At 64.5% G+C, this 18,624-nt stretch carries 13 protein-coding genes and 1 pseudogene; 2 read left to right on the top strand and 12 right to left on the bottom strand.

The window, feature by feature from the left end:
- Positions 1-4 precede the first annotated feature (4 nt).
- From AADZ78_RS12540 to AADZ78_RS12515, 6 genes are read right to left on the bottom strand one after another with little or no spacing between them, the layout of a single operon-like run.
- Positions 5-1,384, bottom strand: a complete 1,380-nt coding sequence (locus AADZ78_RS12540; RefSeq protein ID WP_085249682.1) for a nucleotide pyrophosphatase/phosphodiesterase family protein — start codon at positions 1,382-1,384, stop codon at positions 5-7.
- Positions 1,381-2,511 (bottom strand): metabolite traffic protein EboE, encoded by a 1,131-nt coding sequence (eboE, locus tag AADZ78_RS12535; protein WP_085249683.1) that lies wholly within the window; start codon positions 2,509-2,511, stop codon positions 1,381-1,383. The genes AADZ78_RS12540 and eboE overlap by 4 nt, the downstream gene beginning before the upstream one ends.
- On the bottom strand, positions 2,511-3,362 hold the full coding sequence (locus tag AADZ78_RS12530; RefSeq protein ID WP_085249684.1) for a TatD family hydrolase: 852 nt from the start codon (positions 3,360-3,362) through the stop codon (positions 2,511-2,513). Before AADZ78_RS12530 ends, eboE begins: the two co-directional genes overlap by 1 nt.
- On the bottom strand, positions 3,359-4,777 hold the full coding sequence (locus AADZ78_RS12525; protein WP_085249685.1) for a TIM barrel protein: 1,419 nt from the start codon (positions 4,775-4,777) through the stop codon (positions 3,359-3,361). The genes AADZ78_RS12530 and AADZ78_RS12525 overlap by 4 nt, the downstream gene beginning before the upstream one ends.
- Positions 4,777-5,595, bottom strand: a complete 819-nt coding sequence (locus AADZ78_RS12520) for an SCO3242 family prenyltransferase (RefSeq protein WP_239656596.1) — start codon at positions 5,593-5,595, stop codon at positions 4,777-4,779. The genes AADZ78_RS12525 and AADZ78_RS12520 overlap by 1 nt, the downstream gene beginning before the upstream one ends.
- Positions 5,596-5,618: 23 nt before the next feature.
- Positions 5,619-6,821, bottom strand: coding sequence for an inositol-3-phosphate synthase (locus tag AADZ78_RS12515; RefSeq protein ID WP_085249687.1), 1,203 nt, complete (start codon positions 6,819-6,821; stop codon positions 5,619-5,621).
- A gap of 126 nt (positions 6,822-6,947) precedes the next feature.
- Between AADZ78_RS12515 and AADZ78_RS12510 the strand changes: the two genes are divergently transcribed.
- Together AADZ78_RS12510 and AADZ78_RS12505 are read left to right on the top strand one after the other, a co-directional pair.
- Positions 6,948-7,700, top strand: a complete 753-nt coding sequence (locus AADZ78_RS12510) for an O-methyltransferase (RefSeq protein WP_085249688.1) — start codon at positions 6,948-6,950, stop codon at positions 7,698-7,700.
- Between the two features lie 187 nt (positions 7,701-7,887).
- Positions 7,888-11,102: pseudogene (locus AADZ78_RS12505) on the top strand (SNF2-related protein).
- Between the two features lie 94 nt (positions 11,103-11,196).
- Here the strand turns inward: AADZ78_RS12505 and AADZ78_RS12495 are convergent.
- The 6 genes from AADZ78_RS12495 to steA form a co-directional block, all read right to left on the bottom strand.
- The gene (locus AADZ78_RS12495) at positions 11,197-12,978 is read right to left on the bottom strand and encodes an amidohydrolase (protein ID WP_085249689.1); all 1,782 of its coding nucleotides are present in this window, start codon (positions 12,976-12,978) and stop codon (positions 11,197-11,199) included.
- Positions 12,979-13,005: 27 nt separating this feature from the next.
- Positions 13,006-13,947 (bottom strand): site-specific tyrosine recombinase XerD, encoded by a 942-nt coding sequence (gene xerD / locus AADZ78_RS12490; RefSeq protein ID WP_085249690.1) that lies wholly within the window; start codon positions 13,945-13,947, stop codon positions 13,006-13,008.
- Positions 13,944-14,567, bottom strand: coding sequence for an NUDIX domain-containing protein (locus AADZ78_RS12485; protein WP_085249691.1), 624 nt, complete (start codon positions 14,565-14,567; stop codon positions 13,944-13,946). The genes xerD and AADZ78_RS12485 overlap by 4 nt, the downstream gene beginning before the upstream one ends.
- Complete coding sequence (locus AADZ78_RS12480) at positions 14,560-16,320, bottom strand: CTP synthase (protein WP_085249692.1); 1,761 nt, start codon at positions 16,318-16,320, stop codon at positions 14,560-14,562. The genes AADZ78_RS12485 and AADZ78_RS12480 overlap by 8 nt, the downstream gene beginning before the upstream one ends.
- 118 nt (positions 16,321-16,438) lie before the next feature.
- Complete coding sequence (locus AADZ78_RS12475) at positions 16,439-17,383, bottom strand: copper transporter (RefSeq protein WP_085249693.1); 945 nt, start codon at positions 17,381-17,383, stop codon at positions 16,439-16,441.
- Positions 17,384-17,395: 12 nt separating this feature from the next.
- On the bottom strand, positions 17,396-18,577 hold the full coding sequence (gene steA, locus AADZ78_RS12470; protein WP_085249694.1) for a putative cytokinetic ring protein SteA: 1,182 nt from the start codon (positions 18,575-18,577) through the stop codon (positions 17,396-17,398).
- Positions 18,578-18,624: the final 47 nt, after the last annotated feature.

Genomic DNA, 18,624 nt, shown 5'->3' with positions numbered 1-18,624 from the left:
AACGTCACGATCCGTGGGCAGAGAGAACCAGGTCACGTATGGCAGTGGCCGACATGGGCGCCGACGGTTCTAACAACAGGTCCGGCGTCGACGTGATGACGACGGGCGTATCTTCCTTCGAGTCCGGCAGTCGCCCGTGGGTGCCCCCAACGGCTTTGCCATTGAGAGCTATGACCCCCATGGAGTACCGAAGACCCACCGCCTTCTTCACCAGGGCGGCAGCGGCTTTGGCCTTGATCGCTCGATCATCGGGGTTCATCAGCAATTCCGCGGGGTCATAGCCGGGCTTGCGATGGATATCCACACATGGGGCGAATTCCGGGGCGCGGTCGTCATCGAGCCAATAGTAATACGTGAACCAGGCGCCCGGTTCGGCGATCGCCACCAGCTCACCGGACCTTGGGTGATCGATGGACAACGCCTGCTGCCTGTTTCGATCCAGCACTTCGTCGACGCCGTCTAGGTCTTTGACGAGAGCAGCCACCCGGGCGATGTCGGAGTCGTCCCCCACGTAAATGTGGGCGGCTTGATGATCAGCGACGGCGAAGGCTCGGGATGTCCACGGGTCCAGGTATTCCCGGCCCTGTTGAGTGTAGACATTGAGGTAGCCTTCGCGCCTGAGCAGGCGGTTGATGTCCACCGGGTTGTGGGCCGGCGCGATCCCGTACTCGGAGACCACGATCGTGGTCATGCCGCGATCGGCCGCTACGGCCAGCAGCGGGGCGAGGGCGGCATCGACATCTACCGCCGCGGCGATCGCCAACGGCGACCGCGGTCCGTAGCGCTGAAAGTCGTAGTCCAGGTGCGGGATATAGGCGGTAAGCAAGGTGGGCGAGTAGCGCCGGATAATCTCGATGGACGCATCGACAAGCCAGCGTGACGAGGCGATACTGGCAGTCGGTCCCCAGTACTGAAACAGGGGAAACGTGCCGAGCTTTTCGGTCAGGATGTCATGCAGTTCCGCCGGGACAGCGTAGCAGTCCGGCGACTTGCGCCCATCTTGGTGATAGACCGGCCGCGGCGTGACGATGACGTCGTTGCTGGCGTTCATCGCATACCACCAGCCGACGTTGGCCGAGGTGTAGCCGTCGAAGCGGCCGGCGGCCGTCTCCCAGACCTTCTCCCCCGCGACCAGCTTGTTGCTTTGCCGCCACAACAGCACCTCCCCGAGGTCGCGGAAATACCAACCGTTACCCACGATTCCGTGCTGACTGGGCATCAGACCGGTAACCATCGACGATTGCACCGAGCAGGTCACCGCCGGAAAAACCGGTGCGAGCGGCGCCATAGCCCCTTGGGCTGCCAGGGCGGACAGGTTGGGCATGTGCCGCAGCAGTGGTTGCGTCAAGCCGACGACATCGATGAGCAGTACGGGTTGGGTCATGCCGGATCCCGGACCCGGACAAGTTCATCCAGCCAACGGATCTCGGCGGCGATGTCTTCGGCCAGACTGCCCATGCGCAGTGACGGCGGCAGCACTTCCCAGGTATAGGTTTCGATTTCGACGTCAACTGGACCTGGGAGCCTGCCGTCGCGCAGCATGCCCATGATCTCGGTGAGTACGTGCGAGGTGTTGCCCAACGGCGCGGGTGGACTGATGTGCAGCGGCACATGGTAGTGCACCCGGGCGGTGCCCGACCGCGGCGTTGACGGGTCCGCAAAGGAGAGGTCGTCGCGAAACCACCGCTGACCATCCGCGTCGAAACCGAAGACCTGATGCAGGTAGGGGGAGTTCGCGAATTCGGCAAACGCTTCGACCACCCGGTCATCGGCCAGGTCATCGATCTGAATTGCATTGGAGGCCTGAATCTTTACCACCTCAATCCCCATCTCGGCCAGACCCGACAAGACGTCGAGAGGATCTTCGTACATCACCGCGAGGTGGCAGGTATCCAGGCACACACCCACATAGCGCGGATCCACATCGCCGGCCTCGACCGCGCTGCCGAGCCAGCCGATTGCATCGCGACACGATCCGATGACGCAGCCGGGTTCGGGTTCGATGGCAAGCCTGATCCGATGCCCGGTGCCGTCTTCGATGCGCCGCAACTTATCACCCAACGAGGACAGACTGTTGCGAGCCTTCCTATCGGCTTCGTCGTCCCATGGGTCGCTCCACCCCAACGGCAGCGTCGAGATACTGCCGTGTTCGGTATCGACCAGCAGCTCGCTGAGCACATCGGCGCAGTCCCTCGTATACTGCAACCGCTTCGGTGTCGTCCAATCTGGTTGATAAACCGCATGTTTAACCGAACCGCCGTGGAAATCCCCATAGGGAAAGGCGTTCAGGGTCGCCACCGTGAGTCCACTGTCGGCAAGGATCGCGGCCAGCCGGCGGCGCGCTCGACGATCACCCGACAGCGGGGCCATGGTGCGGGCGGGCAACCACAGCCCGACACCGAGTTGCTCTAGTCGGGCGCGCTCCCGCGCCGGAGCGAATACCGACAGCAATTGGCGTTCCAGCGCCAGCAGTGTGTCGGCGGCAACGACGTTGCTGCAATAGGACAGCATCACGGTTTCTCCCCGCGGTGAATCGTGTTGCCGGCAAACGCGGATTCTTGCTCGGCAGTCAGTAGCTGCAGTTGCCCGCTCTGACCGTAGAATTCGACGGGATTGCGCCACAGCACCCGGTCCACGTCGTCTTCGGTGAAGGAGGCCGCCAGCATTGCCTGCGCCGTTTTGGCTGTCTTGAGCGGATCCGATCGGCCCCAGTCAGCGGCCGAATTGACGATGATCCGTTCCAGGCCGTAGCGCTGCATCAAGGCGACCATGCGGTCCTCGTCCATCTTGGTGTCGGGATAGATCGAAAAGCCGGCCCAGCAACCGCTTTCCAGCGCCGGCTCAATCGTCACCTCGTTCAGGTGGTCCAGCAATACCAACCCAGAATCGATTCCGACCCGCTTCACCACGTCGATGCTGGCCAGGGTGCCACCGAGCTTGTCGCGATGGGGTGTGTGAACGAGTGCGGGTAGCCCCCGCTCGGCCGCCATTGCCAATTGCGTTTCGAACACCGCGGTTTCGTCCGCGGTCATGGAATCGTAGCCGATCTCGCCGACGGCGACGACGCCGGTCTTCGACAGATAGCGTGGTATGTGTTCAAGGATGGGCCGGCAGCGGCTGTCGTTGGCTTCCTTGGGATTCAGAGCGATCGTGCAGTTGTGGGCGATGCCGAACTGCGAAGCGCGATAGCGTTCCCACCCGATGAGGCTGTCGAAATAGTCGATGAACGATGCGGCATCCGTGCGCGGTTGCCCAAGCCAGAAGGCGGGTTCGACGATCGCGCGCACCCCCGCTGCGTACATCGCTTCGTAGTCATCGGTGGTGCGGGAGGTCATGTGAATGTGGGGGTCGAAGATCCTCACTTGGCAACCTCCGTTTCCGCGCTCGTCAGGCGTTGCAGCATCGCTACGTCGTCGGACACCGAACGCCCGGCCGCGCAGCGTTCGTTGACGTAATCGTTGGCCATGCGCCCCAATTCGGCGTCGACGCGGTTACGCAAGCCGTACACCGCGCGCAACGGCACCTCCATAAACACCAACTTCATCACGCCGTGGCGCCACACGTGCTGGGCCAGGAACTGGGCTCCAAACCCACCGAGCGCCGCGGCGACCAATCGAGGATCGTTGCACCGCAACGCATCCTCGACCAACGCGACTCCGGCCGTACATGCACTGGGGCCCAGTCGGCCGTCCAGCGCCGAGATCCCCAATCCGCGCAGCACGGCCAAGCGCTCGTCGGTGTCCCCCCATCGATAGAGCTTTTCGATGAGCGCAGCAGCGGTTGCATCGCTGATCTCGGCCACCAGGGTGGCGAACAGCTTCTCCCGAGCGAGCAGGGTGGCGGAGCTCGATCCCGCGACACCGCGCGTGGCCCCGGGGAAGAGCTCCACGATCTTGTCGGGAGAGCGCCTGATCTCTGCCGCGGCGGTTTCGATCCACGATCTGGCTGCGATCGGTAGCCTGGCCAGACTTATCGCCCACATGCTCCGGCGCACAACATTCGGCGCGTCATGCGAGTGACGCGGCAACTCAACAGATGCAATACCGTCAAAGCCGCTGTTGCGCAAGGCATCCATTACGGCACCCAAATCGAGGTTGCCGTCCCCGAACTCAAGGTGTTCATGCTTGAGCGGCGTCATGTCATCGAGATGCACATTGACGAGTCGGTCGCCCAGCTCGACGATCGCTCCGGCGGCGCCGGTCGGCTCCGTCATCACACAGTGACCGACGTCCAGCGTGATACCAAGCCGCGGAGGATCATCGAGTGCCCGGCAGACCTCCCGCGCCTGAGCAACCGTCTCGATGAACATGCCGGGCTCTGGCTCGAATGCCAGGGTGACCGCCTTGCGGTCGGCATAGTCGACGACGCGAGCGAGCCTGCTCAGCAGCAGCTCTCGAGTACTACCGGGGTCGCTGTGACCGGCCGCGTAGCCTGACCACAGCGAGACGCAGGTGGCACCGATGTCATCGGCGATATCGATTGCCCGCCGCATGAATTCGACGCGAGGTTCGCCGGCGATGTCCACCAGTGACGGTGTGTGTTTGTTGCGCGGATCCAGCAGGAAGCGAGCTCCGGTTTCGATGGCCGCCTTCAAGCCATAGGTGTCCAGCAATGCGCGAAGCGTGCGCAGCTGCGATCCGAGGTCGGAATCAAATGGCCGAACGTGCGGATAGCCGATCGTTAACGCGACGGCGGCATAGCCCTCACCCGCGATCAGGGCGAGGGCATCACCGAGCGGATGGTCGGCCAAGCTGTTGGTGTTGTAGCCAACGTGCATCACGTCACCTCGGTGGGTTTTGGCGCAGATACCTTGAGCCGCAATCCGATTGCGAGCCCACTCAGGGCGAGCATGATCCGTGGGGAACGCGCTGCCAGCATCGCCTGCACCGCGATCATCGACGCGATGCCATTGCGGACCGCACCGCGGATCGCCTGTGCGCTGGGGTGCTGCCACGCCTTGAACAGGCCGGGACCAAAAGACCACAGGTACACCGCCCCCGCCGGTGCCGCGCGGTACCCCGCGGTGCTCACCATCGCCGAGGTGGCGACCGCCCCGGCCATACCCCCGACGATGGCAGGAACGCTGCGGTCCGAACCCGTCACCTCGCTTCGGGACAACACCGTGATGGCGGCGGTGTGCAAGCCGATGACCGACGCCGGAACCAGCGCGGAGCGATAGCTCGGACTGGCACCGAGCATGACGTCGAGGAACCGGCAGCCCGACATGACCAGCGGTCCTGCGGTGGTGTCCTTGGCGACGAGGTCATAAGCCGCAACGCACAACGTGATCCGACCCGCGGCGAACAAGCCGTGACGCCCGCCAACCGCGGTTGCCGTCGCGACACCCGCTGCGGCCAGCGCCGCAGCGAGCGCCAGCGCCGAGCCGGGCGACACCTGACCGGAAGGAATGGGCCGCTCGGGGCGTTCGATCGCGTCGCGCTCACGATCGGCCCAGTCATTGAGCACCATGCCGCTCCAATACAGCAGCGCCGATGCCAGCGGCAGCGCAAGACGGCGTCCCACCAGCGGGCGTCCGGACCAGATGGCGCCTACCGCAGTGTCACCCAAAACTGTGAGCGCAGCAGGCGCCCTCATCAAGGCGAGGTACGCCTGGGCCTTCACCGGTCAGCCGCAAACGACGTGCTCCACTGCAGCAGCGCTTCGTATTGCGCTGCAAGTGAATGCGTTTCAGAACCCCAGGGCTCCTTGAAGAAGAACCCCAGCTGTGGAACAACGCCACGCGCTCCGTGCATCCGGCCCATCGCCAACAGGCGCGCAACATCGAGAACCAGCGGCGCGGCCAACGCAGAATCCGGTGCGGACCAAATCGTTTGCAAGGTGATCTGGCCGCCGAGAAATCCGGTGGCGTGGATGTAGTCCCACGCCACCTTCGTCTCGCCGAGATCAGGGACGTAGTCGATATGCAGCGGAGCGGTCACGGTGCCACCGAGCATCTGCTGAATGCCACGCTGCTTGCTGGCGAGCTTGGACGCGGCAGCGACCGGATCGGCCAGCGTGGCGCCGTCGCCACCGCCCAGCAGGTTGGTCCCGGACCACGAACGAACCCTCATCGCGCGGCTGGCGAACATCGGCGCCAACACGGTCCGCAACAAAGTTTGACCGGTCTTGGCGTCCTGCCCGGCGTAAAGGATGCCCGCATCGTCGGCGAGGCTCTGCAGCGCCGGCAGACCCAGGGTCGGCGACGGAGTGAAGCAGGAGTACGCGGCGCCATTGCGTATCGCAGCGATGGCGGTCAGGCCGCTCGCCGGCAGCACAATGCGGTTGGTCTCAGCCAACGCCCGTAGCAGCAGGTCAAGATCCTGGTATTCCGGCAAGTCCACCACCGGCGGTTGGGTGGATGCCACGTCGATGACGACCAACACATCCAGCGAGTTGCGCGATACGAACGTCGCCATTGCATCGCTGAGTCGGTCCACCAATTCAGCTTGTGTGGCGGCTCCGGCGGTGGAGGGGTCCGCCGTCGCCATGCACGATGGCCCGACGATTTCGTCATCGGTGGCCGCAAGTCGATCAGACACTGCCGCGACCACCCGGGGCGGCAGGAGTCCCGCCTCCACCAACGTCTCGGCGCGCTTGACCAACGCAGTGGTCGAGATGTCGCGCCCAGCCACCACGAAATCAGAAAATGCGGGCAGTGGCGCGTCGGCGAAATCGGTAGTCGCCGTGACGCATCCGGTGTCCGGGATCAGGCCCGCACTAAGCGCGTACAGTCCCACGATCGACGTCGTTGCCACTGACCCTCGGGCGCCGGTAAGCCAGAGACCGCAGCGCTTCCCCGCAGCGGTGCCGTCCTGGTCCATCGCGAGATCCTTTTTTGCAAACGCCGTTAAATTCGGCGTGTTGAACTAGCGTGTCTAAGCAAGAGATGGTACAGGCGCTCCGCCGATTAAGGGGCTCAATGAACGCTGTGCGTAAGCTGGTAATTGGTGAGTCTCAAAGCACACATTGCCCCATTGCGATGGTCGGTCTGGCGCCTGGCCACCGGCGTCCGCAATATCACCAGGACGGGCCAGATCGGTGACGGACGCGAGGCGGCGGCCGTCGCCTATGTACTCGAAAACGCCCGGGCCGGCGACATCGACGACGTGCTGGCCACCATTGACGAGTTCTCGTACGAAAAGTCGCTGCTGATCAACATCGGCGACGAAAAGGGTCTGCTGCTCGACGCCGCAGTGCGGCGGGCCGACCCGGCTCTGGCATTGGAACTGGGCACCTACTGCGGCTACGGCGCGCTGCGGATTGCCCGAGCCGCTCCGACCGCGAAGGTGTACTCGGTAGAACTCGCCGAGGCCAACGCCGGCAACGCCCGGCGGATCTGGGCCCATGCCGGCGTTGCCGATCGGGTGACGTGTGTGGTGGGCACCATCGGTGACGGTGGACGCACTCTGGACGCGCTGGCCGCTGAACACGGATTCACCACTGGCACTTTAGATTTCGTGTTTATCGACCATGACAAGAAGCTCTACCTGGCCGACCTGCAGCGCATCTTGAAGCGGGGCTGGCTACATCCGGGCTCGATCGTGGTTGCCGACAACGTCAAGTTGCCGGGCGCGCCGACCTACCGCGCATACATGCGCCGCGAGCAAGGCGCGCTATGGGACACCATCGAGCACAAGACACACCTGGAATATCAGACACTGGCGCCCGACTTGGTGCTGGAGTCCGAGTATTTGGGCTAGGGCTGGCGAAGACACTTCCCCTTCCGTGTCGACGTCGGCGATGCCCCACCCAAGCCCCCGCACCGCCGACACCTCGACGCCTCGGCAGATCGCCACAGCAGACTCTTTAACCTCACCTTCACCACTTTCGCGTGTCGTGCGGCGTCGTTAGGACTTCGTGTCAGAGCCGATCGTTACGGTGCGGGGTGTGCAATCACTGAGGTATCCATCGATCCACCTCGAGGACGTGCGCTCACAGCTGGGCGTCCACGCCTTTCGCAACGGACTGGAATACGCACGCTCGGGACGGGTAGTGCATTGCCTATGGAAGCCGGACAACGCCAGCCTCGTCGGCACCGTTCGTGGTGACCGGGGCCGGACATACACGACCATAGCGGAACTGTCCCCGGACCTCACTGGCATCTGGAGCGTCACGATCGGGCTGTGCACGTGCCCATTGCAGGTGAACTGTAAGCATGTCGCCGCAATCCTCATCGTGGCCACCGGGATCACGAACACGTGCGCCCAACGCACGCCTTCGTGGCGGCAGTCTCTGGACGCCTTGTTGCCCACGGCTTCGCCGCCCGACGCGGACACCACACCGCTGGCTATCGAGCTGAACCTGTCAGAGAGCGGACCGACATTGGACGCACGGCTGGTGCGCCCGGGCAAGCGCGGTGGCTGGGTTGGTGGTGATCTGAGCTGGACCAGGGTTACCATGCTGCGCCACTACCGCCACCCTGACGCCCACGTTCAGCTGCTGCAAGAGTTTTACGCAGCCTACCGGGCATCGGCCGCCAATTCGACTGGCTATTACAGCCATTCGTACTCGGACGTGAAAACGATCTCGCTGTTGAAGTTCGAATCTCCACAATTGTGGCCGCTACTCGACGAGGCACGGCGAATCGGGGTGCGACTGGTGCAGCCGCGGACCCAGCATGAGGTGCCACCGTACGCCACATCGCGACTGTGCCTTGACGTCATGACTGACAAGTCGGGTGATCTCGCTGTCACGCCGATACTTCGGGTCGGCGGCGCCATGACACGGCCGGTTGCATTCATCGGATCGTCGGGCCACGGTGTCGTCTACACAGACGGCGGGCTGCGACTGGCGCGGCTGGACAATCCAGTGCCAACTGCATTGCAGCACATGGCGCTGGGCGGCGAGTCCCTGAAGATTCCGGCGGGCGAGGCGGCGCGGTTCGCTACCGAGTACTACCCAAGGTTGCGGCGAATCGCGGCAGTCACGTCGTCGGACGAGTCGTTCATGCCGCCCGCGATCGCCGGTCCAACGTTGATCCTGCGCGCCGATTATCGGACTGAACACGAATTGGATTTAACGTGGGAATGGGCATATCGGGTGGGCGACAACAATTTTCGATCACCCGTCGGCGCCACATCTGAAGTCAGCTACCGCGACCTTGATGCGGAAGACAGGCTCGCCTCCAGTCTCGACGCCCCGTTGGAACGGTTCGGCCTCCGCGCCACCGACGGCACACTCATCGCCTGGACACGGCTGTCGGGCCTGGAGACAATGCGGTTCGCCACCGAACTCCAACCACTACTCACCGACATTCCCGAGGTCGCGCTAGAGGTGACCGGCGACCCGGTCGACTACCGGGAGGCGGGCGGTTCCCTGATCATCGGGGTGACTGCAGACGAGATTCCCGGCGAGACGGACTGGTTCGACCTGGGCGTCACAATCAGCGTAGAGGGCAAACAGATTCCGTTCGTTACCGTGTTCACCGCGCTCGCGTCCGGGCAGTCGCACCTGCTGCTTGCCGACGGCGCATACTTCGCGCTGGACAAGCCGGAACTGGTGAAGCTGCGCCAGCTGATCGAGGAGGCCCGCGCGCTGACCGATTCCGAAGAGGGGCCAGCCCGGATCAGCCGGTTCCAGGCCGGTCTGTTCGACGAGCTCGCCGAACTCGGAGTGGTGACACGGCAGGCCGAGGAATGGCGGCGACAGGTCGGCGCGCTGCGCGCGCTGCAATGTGTGGAGCCCGTAGCGGCGCCGAGCAGCTTGCACGCCGACCTGCGTGCATATCAGGCCGACGGGTTCGCGTGGCTGGCGACCCTGTACACGCATGGGCTCGGCGGGATCCTCGCCGACGACATGGGTCTCGGTAAGACGGTTCAGTCGCTTGCGTTGATCTGCCATGCCCGACAACATAATTCGGGTATACCGCCGTTCCTGGTGGTGGCGCCGTCGAGTGTGGTCGGCAACTGGGCCGCCGAGGCCGCGCGTTTCGTGCCGGATCTGTCGGTGGTCGCGATCGCCGATACCCTCCGCCGCTCCGGCGCACATCTCGACGACCTGGTCGCGGGCGCGGGCTTCGTCGTCACCTCCTACACACTGTTCCGGCTCGACTTCGAGGCGTACGCCGCCCGAGCCTGGTCGGGGGGCTGATCCTGGATGAAGCCCAATACGTCAAGAACCGCCAGGCCAAGACCTACCAGTGCGCACGCAAGCTGGCGGCGCCGGTCAAGCTCGCGATCACCGGTACACCGATGGAGAACAACCTCATGGAGCTGTGGTCGCTGTTGTCGATCACCGCCCCAGGGTTGTTTCCCAACCCGACCAAATTCGCCGACTTCTACGCCAAGCCCATCGAGAAGACCGGGGATCCTGAGCTGCTCGCCCTGTTCCGGCGCCGGATCAAACCGCTGATGAAGCGCCGCACTAAGGAGCTGGTGGCCGCCGAGCTGCCGAAAAAGCAAGAGCAAGTCCTCGACATCGACCTGCCACCCCGACACCGCACGCTCTACGACAAACGACTCCAGCGAGAACGCCAGAAAGTGCTCGGCCTGCTTGACGACATGCCGCGCAACCGATTTACCATCCTGAAATCCCTCACCGTGCTGCGCCAGATGGCGCTGCATCCAGGGCTCGTCGACCCCGCATACGACACACTGGCCTGCGCGAAGATCGACGTGCTCACCGAGCAGCTGCGCGACGTCGCCGACGGCGGTCACCGCGCGCTGGTCTTCAGCCAGTTCACCCGTTTTCTCGGCCGGGTACGGGATCGTCTCGATGACGAGGGGATCGATTGCTGCTACCTCGATGGACGAACCCGTAACCGCACCAAGGTGATTCAACGATTCAAGGAGGGCAGCGCGCCGGTTTTCCTGATCAGTCTCAAGGCGGGCGGGTTCGGGTTGAACCTCGTCGAAGCCGACTACTGCTTTCTGCTTGATCCGTGGTGGAACCCGGCCACGGAGGCCCAGGCCATCGACCGCACCCACCGCATCGGCCAGACCCGCAACGTCATGGTGTACCGCCTCATCGCCCGCGACACCATCGAAGAAAAGGTCATCGCGCTCAACGCTCGCAAGGCGAAGTTGTTCGCCAGCGTTATCGACGACGGCGACACCTTCGGCTCGGCTCTCACCGCCGAGGATATCCGCGGGCTGCTCGAATGACCGAGCTGCCGCCAAAGCGCCGAGCGTCGACTTGTTGTTGACAATCAAGCCTTATTCGCCCAACAACTCGACGTTCGGGCGCTACTAAGCGCGGTCAGGCGCCGTGTGTGAAGGTTCCATTCATCATGGTCATGTCAACGGGCGTCGATGCGATATCGCTGGCAGAAACGTCAAAGAGGTTGCGGCGCAACACCACAAGATCTGCAAGCTTTCCGGCCTGTACGGACCCCACCACGTCGTCAAGGCGTAACTGGCGGGCGGCGCCCAGCGTCGCGGCGTGCAGCGCCTGCGCCAGATCAAGCCGCTGGTCGGCCGGCGCCAGGATCGGCGCATCGGGCCGTCCGATGAGCTGACGCGTCACCGCAATCTGCACCGCGTCGAGCGGCTTGTACGTCGAGAAGTACCCTGCGGCCGGCCAGTCGGTCCCAAACGCAACCGTCGCACCGGTGTCGAGCACGGCGCGGGCGCGGAAGAACTGTTGCTGCCGCTGCGGCCCATAGCGCTCGAGCGCGATATCGACCGTGCTCGGGTCGGCGGACATCCAATTGCCCGAGAATTGGGCGATCACGCCGAGCTCCCCGAATCGCGGCACATCGGTGTCGTCGACGTAGACCAGGTGCGCGATCGAGTGCCGGCGCTCACGCGGCGGGTTTGCCTTGATCGCCGCCTCGATCGCGTCGAGCGCGATGCGCACGGTACGGTCACCGATCGCATGCACGTGCACGTCGATGTCCGCGATATCGGCATCGACGATCAGGCGCCGCCAGTCGTCCTCCGAGAACGGCGACTGTCCAATCGAATCCGGCTTGTCTGCATACGGCGCCAGCAGGTATGCCGTGTAGCCCTCGGCGGTGCCGTCGCCAATGATCTTGAGCACGCCTCCCCTGACCAGCTCGGTGGCGAAGCGCTGGCGCAATGCGACCGTCTGCGACACCGCGTCGTCGATCGGTGGCGCCTTGACGATGTGCGATACCACCACCCGGAACGGCAGCCGCCCTTGGCGTTCCAGGTCTGTGTAGACGGTGGCCAGCCCGGCGGGGTCGTTCCCCTCGGGCGGCATCCCGGCGTCGAACACCGCGGTGATCCCGGCAGCCGCGGCCTTGGGCGCCCAATCGGCGAGCAGCGTCGTCATCGCGGCTTTGGTGACGGGCTCGATTGCGCCGACGATCCCGAGCACGGCCGGTAGTTCCAGTACGTAGCCGGTCGGCTCGCCTGCGGGGTCTCGTTGATAGAAGCTGAACCCAGGCACGGGGTCGGGGGTGTCGCGCGTGACGCCTGCTATCTCGAGTGACTTACTGTTCACCCACGCACTGTGTGCGTCGATGGAGAACAACAACGCCGGCCTGTCGGGAACGATGCGGTCCAGGTCGTTGCGGCTTGGCCCCTCGGGCGGAAACATGTCGACGCGCCATCCGAACCCTCGTATTGGGCCCGAGGGATTGTCGCGCACATACGCGGAGACCGCAGCGAGCGCGTCGTGTCGTGACGGCAGCTGCAGGTCAACACCCGGCGTGAAGAAAGCGCCGACAATCGGATGGATGTGCGCTTCGACGAACCCGGGCAGCAACATCCGCCCATCGAGCTCGACGATTCGTGTCCCCGGCCCGATCAATGCCGAGACGTCTGCGTTCGAGCCGACTGCGACGATGTGGCGGTCGCGCACCGCGACGGCCTCTGCCCACGGCGACAACGGATCAAGGGTGTAGACGGCACCGCGGCGGAAAACGACGGTTGCCAAGCCATCAGAGGCCGACACAGAGCCAGTTGGTCCGGTGCGGCCGCCCGCGCGCGATGCTGATCCGACCATGCCCGTCTCACCCATGCTCGACGCTGCGCCTCCCGCAAGCGCGGCCATGAGCTTGCAGTTGATGCACATCAAATGCCTTCCTCGTGAGCAGGAACGCTATTGGGCCCGGGGATGGGCCCCGGCCCACACTTCGCGCAGCGCGTGGACGGTGACGAGGGTATAGATCTGGGTGGTGGTCACCGAGGCATGGCCCAACAATTCCTGCACGACCCGGACATCGGCGCCACCCTCGAGCAGGTGGGTGGCGAAGGAATGCCGCAGCATGTGCGGCGACACACCCGAGGTGATGCCGGCACGCTCGGCGGCATCCTGCAGTACCTGCCAGGCGCTTTGCCGTGATAGCCGGCCGCCGCGCGCGTTGAGAAAGATGGCCGGGTTGCCACGTCCCCGCCGGGCCAGATCCGGGCGTCCGCGCACCAGATAGGCGTCCAGCGCCTGCACGGCCGGGCGTCCCACCGGCACCAGCCGCTGCTTGCCGCCCTTGCCATGCAGCAGCGCCGACCTGTCGTGAGTGTCGATGTCATCGATGTCGAGGCCGACGGCTTCGGAGATCCGCGCTCCGGTGGAATACAACAGTTCCAACAGCGCCCGGTTGCGCAGCGTCAGTGGGCCGTCGGACGGGTTATCGCCGCCCGCGCCCTCCAACAGTGCCAAGACCTCGTCGATCGTCAAGCTCTTGGGCAATCGCCGGCCCGGCGTCGGGGGGCGGACGGCCCGTGCCACGTCCAGTTCGGCCAGCCCCTCGGCGGCGGCAAACCGATGCAGTCCGCGCACCGCGATCAGGGCCCGCGCCGCCGATACCGCGGACAGCGCCACCGCCCCGGATTCGGGATCCCCACGCCGCAGTGCCACCAGGAACTCGCTGACGTCATCCTCGCCGACCTTGGCCAGATCGTTGATCCCCCGGTCGGACAGGTGCTTGGAGTAGCGGCGCAGATCGCGCTTGTAGGAGCTCAATGTGTTTGCCGCAACGCCGCGCTCGATCGTCAGATGGTCAAGGTAGCCCTGCAGCTGCGTTTCCAACGCCAGCGTTGTCATTGCGAGGCCTTGCGCTGTGCGAACGCTGTTGGCCTGTCGATCCACGGGCTGTCCACAGGGCGCGGCTGCGCCGAACCGACGGTCACGGCGTGAGCAGCCAAAATACCTGCCACCGCAACGGCATTGACGATCTCGCCGCTCAGCGCCTTGCGGACGGCCTCGGTCAGTGGATACCACCGCAGCGTCATGTCGGCTTCTTCGTGATGCGCCTCGGGCCGCGGCAGTTCGCTAAGGCCCGTGGCCAGATACACCCGCACCGATTCGTCGCTGAAGCCCGGCGTGGAGTCCAGGTCGACGAGCACCTGCCAATTCGTGGCCTGCAAGCCTGCCTCCTCGTGCAGCTCGCGCGCCGCCGTCAGATGTGCCGGCTCGCCCGCGACGTCGAGCAGCCCGGCGGGCAGCTCCCACAGCCGCCGACCGAACCCGTGGCGGTACTGGTAGACCATCGGGATGTTGCCGTCGTCGTCCATCGCCACGATGGCAACCGCACCGAAGTGTTCGACGACTTCTCGCACCGCGGTGGTATCGTGCGGCATCCGCACCACGTCACGGCGCAGCGCGAAAATCGTTCCAGTATGCAGGGTTTCAGACGATACCGTCTCGAAAAGGTGCTCAGCCACGAGTTGCGGGTTCAGCTAGCGGCTTGCTTACGCTCTCTCGATGCTGGCTGCCGTTGGACGCGTGCTCGGGGATTTCGGGCATCTCCACGGGCAGCAGCTCACCCGCCTTGTAGTCGATGGCAGCGCCAACGAATGCCACGAACAGCGGGTGCGGCCGGGTGGGCCGGCTTTTCAACTCGGGGTGGGCCTGGGTGCCGACGACGAACGGATGCTTTTCGGGCGGATATTCAACGAATTCGACCAGATGCCCGTCGGGTGAGGTACCCGAGAACCGCAGGCCGCTTTCGGCAATCTTGTCACGGTAGGCGTTGTTGACCTCGTAGCGATGCCGATGCCGCTCGGATACCTGCGTCTGCTGATAAGCCTGCGCCACAACCGAATCCGGCTGCAGCACTGCGGGATAGGCACCCAGCCGCATGGTGCCGCCGAGATCAGCCTCGCCTGCCACAATCTCTTCCTGATCGGCCATCGTGGAAATCACCGGATCCGGTGTGTCAGGCTCGAACTCGGCCGAGTTCGCATGCGTGAGGCCGACCGAGCGAGCGGCTTCGATGACAATGCACTGCAGGCCGAGGCATAGCCCCAACACCGGCAAACCCCGCGCCCGCGCGTGGGAAATGGCGCCGATCTTGCCCTCGATGCCCCGGATACCGAACCCTCCGGGAATCAGTACCCCATGCACATCGGCCAGCGCCGCGGTGGCGCCGCTGGCGGTCTCGCAATCATCGGAAGCCACCCAACGGATTTCGACCTTGGCGCGGTGCTTGAAGCCCCCGGCACGCAACGCCTCGCTGACCGAAAGGTACGCGTCGGAAAGCTCAACATACTTGCCTACCAAAGCAATTCGCACCACATCGTGCGGCTCGTGAACTCGGCGCAGCAGGTCGTCCCATTCGGTCCAGTCGACGTCACGGAACGGCAGGTTGAGTCGGCGCACCACGAACGCATCGAGTTCCTCGCGGTGCAACACTTTGGGGATGTCGTAGATCGATGGCGCGTCCGGGGTGGAGATGACGCCGTCGATATCGACGTCGCACATCAGGGCGATCTTATTCTTCAGCGCTTCGGGAACGTCACGGTCGCAGCGCAAGATCAACGCGTCCGGAGTGATACCGATGCTTCGCAGCGCCGCTACCGAGTGCTGCGTCGGCTTGGTCTTAAGTTCACCCGACGGGGCCAGGTAGGGCACCAGCGACACGTGCAGAAAGAACACGTTCTCCCGACCCAGGTCATGGCGGACCTGGCGCGCCGCCTCTAGAAACGGCTGGGATTCGATGTCGCCTACCGTGCCGCCGATTTCGGTGATCACAACGTCCGGACGCTGGCCTTCGGGGTTCGGTTGGGCCATCGCCAGGATTCGCCGCTTGATCTCGTCGGTAATGTGCGGGATCACCTGAACCGTGTCACCGAGGTATTCGCCGCGACGTTCCTTAGCGATGACCGTCGAATACACTTGCCCGGTAGTCACATTCGCCGAGCCGGACAGATCGCGATCCAGAAACCGTTCGTAGTGGCCGACGTCGAGGTCGGTCTCGGCCCCGTCTTCGGTGACGAAGACTTCGCCGTGCTGAAACGGGTTCATCGTGCCCGGGTCGACGTTGAGGTACGGGTCGAGCTTCTGCATTGTCACGTGCAACCCGCGCGCGGTGAGCAGCTGCCCAAGGCTGCTTGCGGTCAGACCCTTACCGAGGGAGGAAGCGACGCCGCCGCTGACGAAGAGGTGCTTGGTGTCGGTTTGCGGGTGCTTACGCAACTGGGCGACCTCCGTGAAGACGGGCAGGGCTTTGACGTGTCGAGCCGTTCGAGCTGGGCCTGCCGACCCACGGAAACCCACCCTAACATCCACGACGCATCGCCGCGGGGAACACGCCCTACTGGGGCACAGTCACCGAACTTGCCCCATGACCGGTGCCGTAGTGCCCGGTGTGCGCGCCGTTGATCAGGTCATGCAAGCCCAGGATCGCGGTGATCCGCCCGGGTTCGGCGTCCACGTCGTCCACAGTGCTGATCGCGGCGGCCATCCCGGAGTCAGCGCGAGCGACGGCGACGGCGGCGCTACCGGTCGCCGACCCGTCGCGGCCGGCGAGCAGCGTGCCCGAGCCATGCGGCGCCAGGGCCGCGGCGAACCGCGCGACACTAACGCCCTGGTTGCCGGCATCGGCGGGAAGTGCACCACCGGTGATCACGATGGCGGCGTTTGCCGCCGCGATGTGGTCACCGGGCTGATAGGTGATGAAACCGGTTTCACGCAGCGCCGCAAGCACGGTGTCGCGCTGCGAATCTTCGACGGCGGGGGCATCGGGCTTGGCGTTGACGAGCAAAGCGATGCCAAGCAGGTCGCCCGCCTGCGAACCCTGGTCGACGAGCTTGGTGCTCAACTGAGTACCGGCCGGCAGGATGGACGAGTTCACCACTGACCGTAGCTTCTCCGCGGAGTTGGCTTCGACGAATTCATGGGTCAGTGACACGGTTCCGGTGACCGAGCCCCCCGCTTGGCCCACGATTTTCGACAGCGCGGCGACATCGTCGTCTTTGGCATCCGGGGTTCGGAAGATGACCACCGTCTTGCCGGCCAGGGCGTCATGCACGATCCGGCCCAGCATCTGGATATCGAAATTGTTTGCCGCGCTGAGCTTCTCGTTGAGCGCGTTGCGCTGGTCGGTAAGCCCGTTGATTTGCTCTGCCAGATCCCGCTTCTCGTCACGCAAGCTGGACAGCAGGGTGTCGGAGAAGAAACCGGAACCCAGCACCACGCCGATCGCCAGCGCCAGAAAGACGGCGGCCAGCGAGATCGCATGTTGGCGTAACGAGATCACGAAGCCACCGCCCTAACTCACCAAATTCTGTACCCAAAGCGTGAAACGGTTCCAGTAGTCGATGATCCAGTGCAGCACCACCCCGTCGGTGCGAGAAACCCACAGCGCGACAATGATGGCGATCAGCATGGTCAGCGCCAACAGCGCAATGGCGCCGCCCGAGATGTGGTTGCGGTACAGGGTGGCAACCGCCTTGGCGTCCACCAGCTTCTCCCCGACCCGCAGCCTGGTAAGGAAGGTCGACGGGTTGCTCTGCGAACGCGTCCGGTCGAAGAATGTCTCGATGTTGGCGGTGTGACCGGCCGTGACGAGCAGCGCCGCGCCGTGATGATCGGCCAGCAGCAGCGCCAGATCCGTCGCCGAGCCGGCGGCGGGAAACGTCATCGCCCCGACACCGAGATCCTGGATCCGTTCCAGGCCAGGCGCGTGACCGTCGGCGTCGGCGGGCAGGACCACCTGCGCACCGCTCTTGAGGACTTCGGTGCTGATCTGCTCGGGGTCACCGACGATCAGTTGCGGACGGTAACCCGCCTTGCGTAACACGTCCGCGCCGGTGCCGACACCGACGAGCACCGGCTGGTACTCCTTGATGAACGGTTTGAGGGATTTCAGGTCATCGGCAGCGTTGGGCTCTTCGGAGACGATCACCACGTGGCGGCGGCGCATGTCGACATCGATATCGGGGATGCCGATTCCGTCGATCAGCAGCGGGCTTTCGCTGCGGATGAACTCAATTGTGTTGCCGGCGAATGCCTCTAGATGGGCCGCCAGTCCGCTCTTGGCCTCCCGCATCAGATCGGCGATGTCGTGGTCGGTGCGCTCGGTACCGCGGACAAGGCGGCGGTCGCCGGCGTACACCCCACCTTCGTGCAGGCGAATCTTGGCGCCGTCCTTGACCTTTTTGAAGATCTCGGGTCCGGTCTCGTCGATCAGGGTGACTCCGTTGTTGACCAACACCTCCGGACCGAGATTGGGGTATCGACCCGAAACCGACGGCGATGCGTTGACGACGGCCGCGATGTCGGCTTCCACCAGTGCGTCAGCGGTGATGCGGTCCAGATCCAGGATGTCGAGGACCACGATGTCGCCGGGACACACCCGGCGCAGCAGGCGGTCAATATTCTTGTCGACTCGCGCGGTGCCGACCAGGCCTGGGCGAGGGGTGCTACGGGACAGAAGCGCTGACATCTTCATGGGCCGATTCTGTCGGTGAAGCAGGGCTAGGGCGGGGAGGCGCGCCG

The sequence above is a fragment of the Mycobacterium riyadhense genome (assembly GCF_963853645.1).
Lineage (GTDB): Bacteria > Actinomycetota > Actinomycetes > Mycobacteriales > Mycobacteriaceae > Mycobacterium > Mycobacterium riyadhense.
This window is presented reverse-complemented; position numbering and strand designations above follow the sequence as displayed.

Coding starts and splice junctions, on each gene's coding strand:
- steA (WP_085249694.1), bottom strand. CDS start 18,577: ATGAAGATGTCAGCGCTTCTGTCCCGTAGCACCCCTCGCCCAGGCCTG.
- AADZ78_RS12520 (WP_239656596.1), bottom strand. CDS start 5,595: ATGAGGGCGCCTGCTGCGCTCACAGTTTTGGGTGACACTGCGGTAGGC.
- AADZ78_RS12525 (WP_085249685.1), bottom strand. CDS start 4,777: ATGCACGTTGGCTACAACACCAACAGCTTGGCCGACCATCCGCTCGGT.
- xerD (WP_085249690.1), bottom strand. CDS start 13,947: ATGACAACGCTGGCGTTGGAAACGCAGCTGCAGGGCTACCTTGACCAT.
- eboE (WP_085249683.1), bottom strand. CDS start 2,511: ATGCTGTCCTATTGCAGCAACGTCGTTGCCGCCGACACACTGCTGGCG.
- AADZ78_RS12515 (WP_085249687.1), bottom strand. CDS start 6,821: ATGGACCAGGACGGCACCGCTGCGGGGAAGCGCTGCGGTCTCTGGCTT.
- AADZ78_RS12540 (WP_085249682.1), bottom strand. CDS start 1,384: ATGACCCAACCCGTACTGCTCATCGATGTCGTCGGCTTGACGCAACCA.
- AADZ78_RS12495 (WP_085249689.1), bottom strand. CDS start 12,978: ATGTGCATCAACTGCAAGCTCATGGCCGCGCTTGCGGGAGGCGCAGCG.